General features: G+C 66.4%; 10 protein-coding genes. 8 read left to right on the forward strand and 2 right to left on the reverse strand.

Going from position 1 to position 10,753, the window contains the following annotated elements:
- Positions 1–29: 29 nt before the first annotated feature.
- Together ACFXHE_RS17445 and ACFXHE_RS17450 are read right to left on the reverse strand one after the other, a co-directional pair.
- Positions 30–1,013 carry an aldo/keto reductase gene (locus ACFXHE_RS17445; protein ID WP_379384140.1) on the reverse strand — a complete coding sequence of 328 codons (984 nt, stop codon included), beginning with the start codon at positions 1,011–1,013 and terminating at the stop codon, positions 30–32.
- Between the two features lie 112 nt (positions 1,014–1,125).
- Entirely contained in the window at positions 1,126–1,710 is a 585-nt protein-coding gene (locus ACFXHE_RS17450; protein ID WP_364624439.1) for a TetR/AcrR family transcriptional regulator, read from the reverse strand.
- Between the two features lie 97 nt (positions 1,711–1,807).
- On the opposite strand from ACFXHE_RS17450, the gene ACFXHE_RS17455 reads away from it, so the two are divergent.
- From ACFXHE_RS17455 to eutC, 8 genes are all read left to right on the forward strand, one after another.
- Complete coding sequence (locus ACFXHE_RS17455) at positions 1,808–2,845, forward strand: beta-ketoacyl-ACP synthase III (RefSeq protein WP_379384142.1); 1,038 nt, start codon at positions 1,808–1,810, stop codon at positions 2,843–2,845.
- A gap of 132 nt (positions 2,846–2,977) precedes the next feature.
- A complete protein-coding gene (locus ACFXHE_RS17460) occupies positions 2,978–3,313 on the forward strand; it encodes a hypothetical protein (RefSeq protein ID WP_379384144.1) in 336 nt (111 codons plus the stop codon).
- A gap of 266 nt (positions 3,314–3,579) precedes the next feature.
- Positions 3,580–4,767 carry a transcriptional regulator gene (locus ACFXHE_RS17465; protein ID WP_379384146.1) on the forward strand — a complete coding sequence of 396 codons (1,188 nt, stop codon included), beginning with the start codon at positions 3,580–3,582 and terminating at the stop codon, positions 4,765–4,767.
- 92 nt (positions 4,768–4,859) lie between these two features.
- Entirely contained in the window at positions 4,860–6,383 is a 1,524-nt protein-coding gene (gene adh, locus ACFXHE_RS17470; RefSeq protein WP_379384148.1) for an aldehyde dehydrogenase, read from the forward strand.
- Positions 6,383–6,940 (forward strand): DUF779 domain-containing protein, encoded by a 558-nt coding sequence (locus ACFXHE_RS17475; RefSeq protein WP_379384150.1) that lies wholly within the window; start codon positions 6,383–6,385, stop codon positions 6,938–6,940. Before adh ends, ACFXHE_RS17475 begins: the two co-directional genes overlap by 1 nt.
- 25 nt (positions 6,941–6,965) lie before the next feature.
- A complete protein-coding gene (gene eat / locus ACFXHE_RS17480) occupies positions 6,966–8,396 on the forward strand; it encodes an ethanolamine permease (RefSeq protein ID WP_379384152.1) in 1,431 nt (476 codons plus the stop codon).
- Positions 8,393–9,805 carry an ethanolamine ammonia-lyase subunit EutB gene (locus ACFXHE_RS17485; RefSeq protein WP_379384154.1) on the forward strand — a complete coding sequence of 471 codons (1,413 nt, stop codon included), beginning with the start codon at positions 8,393–8,395 and terminating at the stop codon, positions 9,803–9,805. The genes eat and ACFXHE_RS17485 overlap by 4 nt, the downstream gene beginning before the upstream one ends.
- Positions 9,802–10,593 carry an ethanolamine ammonia-lyase subunit EutC gene (eutC, locus tag ACFXHE_RS17490; protein ID WP_379384156.1) on the forward strand — a complete coding sequence of 264 codons (792 nt, stop codon included), beginning with the start codon at positions 9,802–9,804 and terminating at the stop codon, positions 10,591–10,593. The genes ACFXHE_RS17485 and eutC overlap by 4 nt, the downstream gene beginning before the upstream one ends.
- Positions 10,594–10,753: the final 160 nt, after the last annotated feature.

The following is a 10,753-nucleotide window of genomic DNA, read 5'->3' on the forward strand; positions in this document are numbered from 1 at the left end:
GCAGTATCGCCGCTGCGGCGAGCGGACGGTCATCGACCGGCCGCGCGCGCGAATTCCTCGGGGTATCGGGCGCCCGCGACGGCGCCGGAGGGGGCGGCGGCCTCGATCCGGGCCAGGTCCTCGGCGGTCAGCGTGATCTCGGCGGCCGCGACGTTCTGCTCGAGGTAGGTGCGGCGCTTGGTGCCGGGGATGGGGACCACGTCCTGACCCCGGGACTGGACCCAGGCCAGCGCCAATTGACCGGGGGTGACGCCCTTTTCGTCGGCGAGGCTGCGCAGTGCCGCGACGATGGCGAGGTTGGCGTCGAAGTTGCCGTCGGCGAAACGGGGCAGCCGGCGGCGCATGTCGTCGGCGGGGAGGTCGGCGGTCGAGGTGATCGCACCGGTGAGGAAGCCGCGACCCAGCGGGGAGAAGGGGACGATGCCGATGCCGAGTTCGCGGCAGGCGGGAAGGATCTCGGCCTCGATATCGCGGGTCCAGAGGGACCATTCGGATTGCAGGGCCGTGACGGCGTGGACGGCGTGGGCGCGGCGGATGCTGTCCACCGAGGCTTCGGAGATGCCGAGGTAGCGGACCTTGCCCGCCTGGACCAGCTCCGCCAGGGCGCCCCAGGTCTCCTCGATCGGCACGTTGGGGTCGACCCGGTGCTGGTAGTAGAGGTCGATGTGGTCGACGCCGAGCCGTGCGAGGGATTCGTCGCAGGACTGCTTCACGTAGGCGGCGTCGCCGCGGGCGCCCATCGTGCCGTCGTCGCCCCAGACGATGCCGAACTTGGTTGCGAGGACCACCTTGTCGCGGCGGTCGGCGATGGCGCGGCCCACCAGGCGCTCATTGGTTTCCGGGCCGTAGACATTGGCGGTGTCGAGCAGGGTGACGCCGAGGTCCAGAGCGCGGTGGATGGTGGCGATGGACTCGGCGTCATTGTCGTGCACGCCGTAGGCGTGGCTCATGCCCATGCAGCCGAGGCCCTGCGCGCCGACGGTCAGTTCGCCGAGCTTCCTGGTCGCGATCATGCGGTGAATCCTCCTCGGTAGGACTGGAATTCGCGGCGGGAGCCGCGCACGGACACGACGCTACGACCTGGAGTGTGCTCCAGGTCAACCCGGAAGCCGCGGAGTCGCACACTCACCGGCGGTTCGGCATGTGGTGGTGGAGCAGGACGGTGAGCTGGGTGCCCGCGTCGGTGAAGGGCAGGGCCGATTTCAGCGCCCGGCTCTGCACGATCGCGCCCTCGATCACCGACAGTGCGAAACCCGACAGCGAGCACGCCGTCGCCCGCTCGACCCCGGCCGCCACCAATCCGTCGGCGAGCCGCGCGGTCCATTCGGAGAACGCCTGCCCGGCCGCCGACTGCAGTGCCGGGTCGAGTTCGTCGAGAGCGGCGGCCATCATGAACGAGCCCGCCCGGAACTCGCTGGTCTCCAGCTGGCCGCGCCAGAAGCCGAGCAGTTCGTCCACCCACGCCGCCAGTGAGGGCGCGCCCGGCAGCGCGTCGGACATGCGGCTCACGTGCGAGTAGACCATGCGGGACACGATGCGGGCGGCGGTCGCCACCAATTCGCCCTTGCCCGACGGGAAGTGCTGGTAAAGCGAGTTTCGGGAGGCATTGCTGCGCTTGAGCAGCTCGTTCAGCCCGGCCGCGTGCACGCCGTGCTCCTGGACGGTGGTGATGGTGCTCGCGATCAATCGGGCGCGCGGTCCCGCCGTCATTGCAAATCCCTCCAGCCCTTGTGTGAACCGATCGGTCCATGTTAAACCTTTCCTATGTGGACCGATCGGTTCATATGGGAAAAGAGGAATTCCGCGCATGTCAGCCCAGATCGCCACCGCCACCCCGGTCGCCCACGCCGCGCTGCTCGGCCTGGGCGTGTACCGACCACGCCGGGTGGTCCCCAATGCCGAGATCGTCGACCGGATCAACTCCTCGGACGAATGGATCCGGACCCGCTCCGGTATCGAGGCCCGCCACTGGGCCGAAGCGGACGAGACCATCGTGAGCATGAGCACCGCTGCCGCCGCCGGCGCGCTCGAGGCCGCGGGTGTCACCGCACAGCAGATCGACGCGGTCATCCTGGCCACGTCCTCCCAGATGGTGCTGGGACCGTCGGCCGGCGCCGTGGTCGCCACCGAACTCGGCATGCACGACACCGCCGCCTTCGACGTCTCCGCCGGCTGCGCGGGCTTCTGCTACGCGCTGGCCAATGCCGCCAACCTGGTGCGCGCCGGACAGGCCCGGCATGTGCTGGTGATCGGCGTGGAACGGCTCTCGGACCTGCTCGATCAGGAGGACCGGACCTGCGCGTTCATCTTCGCCGACGGCGCGGGCGCGGTCGTGGTCGGACCGTCGGAGGCCGAGGGCATCGGGCCGGTGGCCTGGGGTTCGGACGGCAGTCAGACCGCGGCGATCAAGCAGGACAAGGACTTTCAGCAGTACTTCGCCGAGGTGGCCGAGGCCGAGGCGACCGGCGGAACCACGGTGCGGCCGTACATCCGGATGAACGGTACGGCCGTATTCCGTTGGGCCGTCACGTTCTTGGAGAAGGCGTGCCGCGACGCGCTGGATCAGGCGGGCATCACCGTCGAGGATCTGGACGCGTTCGTGCCGCATCAGGCCAACAGCCGCATCACCGATGCGCTGGTGCGCACCCTGCACATGCCCGAAAGCATCGCTGTCGCAAGGGATATCGCCGAGACCGGTAACACCAGCGCCGCTTCGATCCCGATGGCCATGGAGCAGCTGCTGCGCTCCGGCGCGTCGCGGCCGGGCGACACCGCGCTGCTGCTGGGTTTCGGTGCGGGCCTGGCCTACGCCGGTCAGGTGGTCAAACTCCCCGCCATCGCCTGACGATCGGCCCGCGGACAACGAAATCCGTTGTGTGAAACGACGGAAACCGTAGCAATGAGAAGCGCCCCCGCACGGGAGTCGCGGGTTCACACGGTCGTCGCGACACTCTCGATTTGAGAGGTTGCGGCGATCGTGTCGTTTTCGGAGGATGTGGCCCGGCGGCTACCTGATGTCGGCGGCGACCTACCTCTATCAGCTGCGCCGGGGCCTGCGGGCACGCCTGAGGACGCCTTGTGTGAGGAGCTGGCCGACTACTTCTGGGTCGATTCGGACTACGTCGACAGGAACCCGATTGCAGCGGTCCAGCAAACGATGAGCTCGTCTTCGCCTGCGGCCTTCCCTGCCGTGCACGCCAATGGCGACGCTTTGGACCCCGCGGTCAGCCCGGTCGCACCGCGTAACGATATGGACGGCATGCCCGACCTCACCCAGCCTGCGGTGACGCCTGGTGGCACGTTCCGCTACTAGTTCACCGTCCCCGCCGCGGGCGCCTGTTTCCTGCACCCGCACATCGACCGAGCGGGCATGCATGGAGTGACTGTCTACAGCTCCACCACCGTGAACTAACGCTGTGACCAGTATTACAATGTCTGGCGGGCAAACGCGAAGGAAACGGATTGAACACAGCAGCGCGCGGCAACCCCTGGGTCGCCGTCAGGCCGGATGATGACCTCACACAGTTGACGCAGCGAGTGTCGTCCGCTCACCGCTCTTTCCTCGAAGGTTTGGACCAGATGCCGACCCTGCGCCCCGAGTACTACTCGGTGCGCCCGGTGGTTCTCGATTCCTGGCGTCGCAGCCGCAGCAACGGTGTCAACCCCGACGACTTCGGAGACGGGGTGGATCTCGATGGTCTGGACCTGCAGCGGTATCGGTCCGCGCATCCAACGGCGCTTATCCGGCCGGTCGTGCGAAAGCTGCTGGTCGAGGACGCCGCCGAGGCCGGGCTGCTCGTAGCGATCAGTGACGCCGAGGGGCGATTGCTCTGGGTCGAGGGCGATTCGAAGGCCAAGGACCGAGCCCTTGCCATGAACTTCGTGGAGGGCGCCGACTGGAGCGAAGACAGGGTCGGTACCAATGCCCCCGGTACCGCGCTCGCCCTCGATCACCACGTGCAGTTCTTCGGGGCCGAACATTTCAGCCGCGCCGTGCACGAGTGGAGCTGCTCGGCCGCCCCTGTGCACGATCCGCTGACCGGCCAGATCATCGGTGCCATCGACATCACCGGTGGCCCGCGCGTCGCCGCGGTGGAAGTGTTGTCGCTGATCAGGGCGACAGTGCTGGCCGCGGAATCCGAGCTTCGGCTACACCTGCTCAATTCGCCCGAACCGCTCGACACGACGACGCAACTGCGGGTGCTCGGCTCGGATCGGCCGTCTCTGACCCGCGGCGGTGAGCGCATCCGCCTGTCGCAGCGGCATGCCGAGATCCTGTTGCTGCTGGCCGACCATCCGGAGGGTTTGAGCGCCGACCACCTCGCCATGCTGCTCGACGAATCGGAGTTGGATCCGGTAACGGTGCGTGCGGAGCTGTCCCGGGTGCGAAAGCTGTTGGGCGCCAACAGTCTCGGCTCGCGACCATACCGACTGCTGATGGAGCTCGACACCGATGTCAACGAGGTTCGACAGGCACTGGGGCGCGGCGACGCGGCGGCGGCAATGCGCGCCTACCCGGGCCCGATTCTGCCCCGCTCGCTGGCACCCGGCATTACCGAGCTGCGCACCGAATTGCGTGGTTGTCTGCGCGCCGCTTTGCTGACGGCGGGCGATCGCCGACTCCTCGGCCAGTGGACCAGTTCGGTCGACGGGCGCGACGACGTTGCGGCGTGGACCGCCTACCTTGCCTCCCTCGACCGACAGTCCTCGATGTATGCCCAGGTCAAGTCCAAGCTGGCGCTGCTGGACCGCAGACTGGGCATCTGACCAGTTTCTTGCAACTGTTGTGCAACATGGTCGCTCCTAGTGTTCCGGGTCACACCTGCTGCAGGAAATGTCACAAGATCGAGGAGCATTCGATGACCGTCTTTGCCCGCCCAGGAACACCCGATGCCGTCATGTCGTTCCAGGCCCGTTACGACAACTGGATCGGCGGCGAGTGGGTAGCACCTGTCAAGGGGCAGTACTTCGAGAATCCGACCCCGGTCACGGGTCAGCCGTTCTGCGAGGTCGCCCGTGGCACCGCGGAGGACATCGAACTCGCTCTCGATGCCGCCCATGCCGCCGCACCGGCCTGGGGCAAGACCTCGGTTGCCGAGCGCGCCATCATCCTCAACAAGATCGCGGACCGGATGGAGCAGCACCTCGACGCGATCGCCCTCGCAGAGACCTGGGACAACGGCAAGCCGATCCGCGAGACCCTGGCCGCCGACATCCCGCTCGCGATCGACCACTTCCGCTACTTCGCCGGCGCGATCCGCGCCCAGGAGGGCTCGCTGTCGGAGATCGATGTCGACACCGTCGCCTACCACTTCCATGAGCCGCTCGGCGTGGTCGGCCAGATCATTCCGTGGAACTTCCCGATTCTGATGGCCACCTGGAAGCTCGCACCTGCCCTCGCCGCAGGCAATGCCGTTGTCCTCAAGCCGGCCGAACAGACACCGGCCTCGATCCTGTTCCTGATCAGTCTCATCGGCGATCTGCTGCCGCCCGGCGTTGTCAATATCGTCAACGGCTTCGGCGTCGAGGCAGGCAAACCGCTGGCGTCGAGTCCGCGAATCAAGAAGATCGCGTTCACCGGCGAGACCACTACCGGCCGCTTGATCATGCAGTACGCCTCCCAGAATCTGATTCCGGTCACCCTGGAGCTCGGCGGCAAGAGCCCGAACATCTTCTTCTCCGATGTGCTCGCCGCGAACGACGACTACCAGGACAAGGCCCTGGAAGGTTTCACCATGTTCGCGCTCAACCAGGGCGAGGTCTGCACCTGTCCGTCGCGCGCGCTCATCCAGGCTGATATCTACGACGAATTCCTGGCCTCTGCCGTGGTGCGCACCAAGGCTGTGCGACAGGGCAATCCGCTCGATACGGAGACCATGATCGGCGCGCAAGCCAGCAACGATCAGCTCGAAAAGATCCTCTCCTACATCGAGATCGGCAAGGGCGAGGGCGCAACTCTGCTCACCGGCGGTGAGCGCGCTGACCTCGGCGGCGACCTGTCCGGCGGCTACTACGTGCAGCCCACGGTGTTCGCTGGACACAACGCAATGCGGATCTTCCAGGAAGAGATCTTCGGCCCCGTCGTCTCGGCGACTTCGTTCGCCGACTACGACGATGCCATCAAGATCGCCAACGACACACTGTACGGGCTCGGCGCGGGCGTATGGTCACGCGACGGCGCGGTAGCCTACCGGGCAGGCCGCGACATCCAGGCCGGGCGGGTGTGGACCAATACCTACCACCAGTACCCCGCGCATGCGGCGTTCGGAGGGTACAAGCAGTCCGGGATCGGCCGCGAGAACCACCACATGATGCTCGACCACTACCAGCAGACGAAGAACCTCCTGGTCGGCTACGCGTCGAAGGCGCAAGGCTTCTTCTGATGGTCGATGCCGCTGCGGTAATCCCCCGGCGGGTGCTTGCCACCGTGGCGGCGATGGATCTGCTCCGTCGCCTCCGCGGTCTGCACGGACCGCTGATGCTGCACCAATCCGGCGGATGCTGTGATGGCTCGGCCCCGATGTGCTATCCCGCAGGCGAATTCGTGGTCGGCGGCCACGATGTCCTACTCGGACTGCTCGATCTGCGGTTGCTGGTCGACGAACTGCCCGACACTCCTCCCGCACCGGACGATATTGCGCCGGTGTGGATCTCGGGTCCGCAGTTCGCCGCCTGGCAGCACACCCAGCTCGTCCTCGACGTCGTACCGGGACGTGGTTCCGGATTCAGCCTGGAATCGCCGGAAGGACTTCGATTCCTCAGTCGCGGAAGGGTTTTCGAGCACGCCGAACTACTCGCGCTGGCCGGGACCGAAACCTTGACAGGTGCGGACTGGGAGCGCGGCGCGCGTCCGACAACACCATCCCAACCCCAGGTCGTCGGCCGAGCGGCCGATGCGTGTCCTGTTCCCGTTCGCGGAACACCCAAGAACTCTGTGTGATTCATCCAGCAAGAAGGAGGTCGCGATGGCGATCCCCACTGATCAGCCCACCCACGACGACCACAACCAGGACAGTGCTTACCTTGCGAAGCGAACCCTGAGATCGGGGTCTGCGGGCTGGTTGCTTCTCGCCGGTCTCGGCGTCAGCTATGTGATCTCCGGCGACTACGCCGGCTGGAACAACGGCTTGGCGCAGGGCGGTTTCGGAGGCTTGCTCATCGCCACCGTGGTGATCGCGGGCATGTATCTGGCCATGGTGCTGGGCATGGCCGAGATGTCCTCGGCATTGCCCGCGGCGGGCGGTGGCTACACCTTCGCCCGGCGCGCGCTCGGGCCCTGGGGCGGATTCGCCACTGGCGCGGCCGTCCTCATCGAGTACGCCATCGCGCCCGCGGCCATCGCGACCTTTATCGGTGCGTATGTCGAATCGCTGAATCTGTTCGGGATCACGGACGGCTGGTGGGTCTATCTGGCCGTGTATGCCCTGTTCATCGGCATTCATCTCACCGGTGCCGGTGAGGCGCTCAAGGCGATGTTCGTCATCACCGCGATCGCGTTGGTCGGGTTGGCCGTCTTCGTGGTGTCGGCGTGGGGATTGTTCGACGCTGGGAACCTGACCGACATTCCGGCAGATCCTGCGGCGGTGGGCAGTTCGTCGTTCCTGCCGTTCGGGTACTTCGGGATCTGGGCCGCGGTGCCGTTCGCGATCTGGTTCTTCCTGGCGGTGGAGGGTGTGCCGTTGGCCGCCGAAGAAGCACGGGAACCGGAGAAGAACGTGCCCAAGGGCATCACAATCAGCATGCTGGTGCTGATCACCACGGGCGCGACGGTGCTGTTCCTTGCGACCGGAGCTCTCGGCGCCAAAGCGATTTCGAGTTCGGGCAACCCGCTGGTCGAGGCGCTCGGGGATTCGGGTGCCGGCAAGCTCGTCAACTACATCGGTCTGGCCGGGTTGGTCGCGAGCTTCTTCTCGATCGTCTACGCCTACTCGCGGCAGACCTTCGCGCTCTCGCGGGCCGGATATCTGCCGACGAGCCTGTCGGTCACCAACGCGCGCAAAGCGCCCATGCTCGCGCTCATCGTGCCCGGCATCATCGGATTCGCACTCTCGCTGACCGGTGAGGGCGCGATGCTGCTGAACATGGCCGTCTTCGGCGCGGCGCTGAGCTACGTCCTCATGATGATCAGCCACATCGTGCTGCGCGTCCGGGAGCCGAACATGCCCCGGCCGTATCGCACTCCAGGCGGGATTCTCACCACGGCCTTCGCCCTCGTGATCGCCTGCACGGCCGTCATCGCCACCTTCCTCGTCGACCGCACGGCCGCGACCTGGGCCTTGCTCGCCTTCGCCGGGTTCATGGCCTACTTCGGTCTCTACAGCCGCCATCACCTGGTCGCCAACTCGCCGGACGAGGAATTCGCCGCCCTGGCCAAGGCGGAGGAGGAGCTCGAATGACGGTCTACCACCAGCAGATCGGCGGCACCAACTACACCTTCGACGGTCTCGTCGAATTGATGGCCAAGGCGACGCCACGGCGTGGCGGCGACGAACTGGCCGGCTGTGCGGCGGCATCGGACGCCGAACGCGCGGCCGCGCAGTGGGCGCTCGCCGAGGTGCCGCTCGACTGGTTCCTCCGAGAACTCTTGGTGCCCTACGAGGACGACGAGGTCACCCGACTGATCATCGACTCGCACGATCGCGTTGCCTTCCAAGCGCTCTCGCATCTGACCGTCGGCGGCCTGCGGGACTGGCTGATGGAGACATCGGCCCGCGACGATGCCGCCGCCAGGCTGCGGGCGGTATCCCAAGGGCTGACACCGGAAATGGTGGCCGCGGTCAGCAAAATCATGCGCAATCAGGACCTGATTGCGGTAGCCGGTGCCACCGAGGTGACGGCGGGCTTCCGTACAACGATCGGGCTGCGCGGGCGACTGAGCACCCGTCTGCAGCCCAACCATCCGACCGACGACCCGCGGGGTATCGCCGCCGCGACCCTCGATGGACTGCTCCTCGGCTGCGGTGACGCGGTGATCGGCATCAATCCGGCGACAGACTCCCCGCATGCCACCGCGGATCTGCTCCATCTACTCGACGAGATCCGTCAGCGCTTCGCCATTCCCACCCAGTCGTGCGTGCTCTCGCATGTGACCACGACGATCGAGCTGATCGAGAAAGGTGTTCCGGTGGATCTGGTTTTCCAATCCGTCGCGGGCACCGAAGGTGCGAATACCGGCTTCGGAGTGAATATTGCGCTGCTGCGCGAAGGCAACGAAGCAGGGCGATCGCTGCATCGCGGCACCGTCGGCAACAATGTGATGTACCTGGAAACCGGACAGGGATCGGCGCTGTCGGCGAACGCGCACCTGGGCACCGATGGCAAACCCGTCGACCAGCAGACCCTGGAGGCCCGCGCGTACGCCGTGGCGAGAGATCTGCAGCCGCTCTTGGTGAATACCGTCGTCGGCTTCATCGGCCCCGAGTATCTCTACGACGGCAAACAGATCATCCGCGCCGGCCTAGAAGACCACTTCTGCGGCAAATTGCTCGGCCTGCCCATGGGCGTCGATGTTTGCTACACCAACCACGCCGAAGCCGACCAAGACGATATGGACACCCTGGTCACTCTCCTCGGCGCGGCCGGAGCGGCGTTCGTTATCGCGGTGCCGGGCGCCGATGACGTAATGCTCGGCTACCAGAGCCTCAGCTTCCACGATGCCCTGTACGCGCGGCGGGTACTCGGCCTGCGCGTCGCACCGGAGTTCGAGACGTGGCTGCAAGGACTTGGCATGGCCGACGCGAGCGGGCGGATACTGCCTGTCGAAATCGCCTCCTCCCCATTGCGCGAATTGACCGGAGCCCTATGAAGATCGAACGCGGAGACCGAACGCCGCAAGACTTCTGGGACATGCTGCGCCCGAGCACCCAGTCCAGGATCGGTCTGGGCCGCGTCGGCGACGCACTGCCGACGGCGAATGTGCTCGAACTCCGCTCGGCACACGCTGCGGCCCGCGATGCGGTACACCTGCCACTCGACGTGCCCGCCTTGGCAGCTCGGGTCGAAGCGGTCGGCCTCGGCACACCCGTGACCATCCGCAGCCGGGCCACCTCTCGTCCCGAATACCTGCGCCGCCCCGACCTCGGCCGACTCCCCGACGACCTGACCGCCATCCCCCATACCGGTGCCGACCTCGGCTTCGTTCTCGGCGACGGACTGTCACCGCGCGCCCTCATGAATCACGGCGCACCTCTTCTTGCCGCCATCGCCGAAGAACTCGCCGACACCTATTCGATCGCGCCACCGGTCATCGCCACCCAGGCCCGTGTCGCCCTTGGAGATCACATCGCGACCGCCATGGGCGTACGCACCCTGGTCGTCCTCATCGGTGAACGCCCTGGCCTCTCGGTGGCCGACAGCCTCGGCATCTACCTCACTCACCTACCACGGCCCGGCCGAACCGACGCCGACCGCAACTGCATCTCCAATATTCATCCGCCCGAGGGCCTCGGCTACCACCAGGCGGCAAAGGTGGTGTCCAGCTTGATCTCCGGCGCACGGAAGCTCGGCAGATCCGGCGTGGACCTCAAGGACACCTCCCGCGCCCAAGAATTGGCTTCCACTGCGGCGCTGACGATTTCGGATACAGCCGAATAGAAGAAGGGTCGCCGCCGACCCCGGACACGGCGGCGGCCGACATGATCGCCATCCAGCGTGGTAGTGCCGCCGTCACCCCCACGCGGCCTGCACGCGAGAGAAGAAGAGACGAGATGACCGAAACCACCGCCGACCACCTGGATGCCTATCCGCCCAGCGC

This window comes from Nocardia sp. NPDC059229 (genome assembly GCF_042754165.1).
Taxonomy (GTDB): domain Bacteria; phylum Actinomycetota; class Actinomycetes; order Mycobacteriales; family Mycobacteriaceae; genus Nocardia.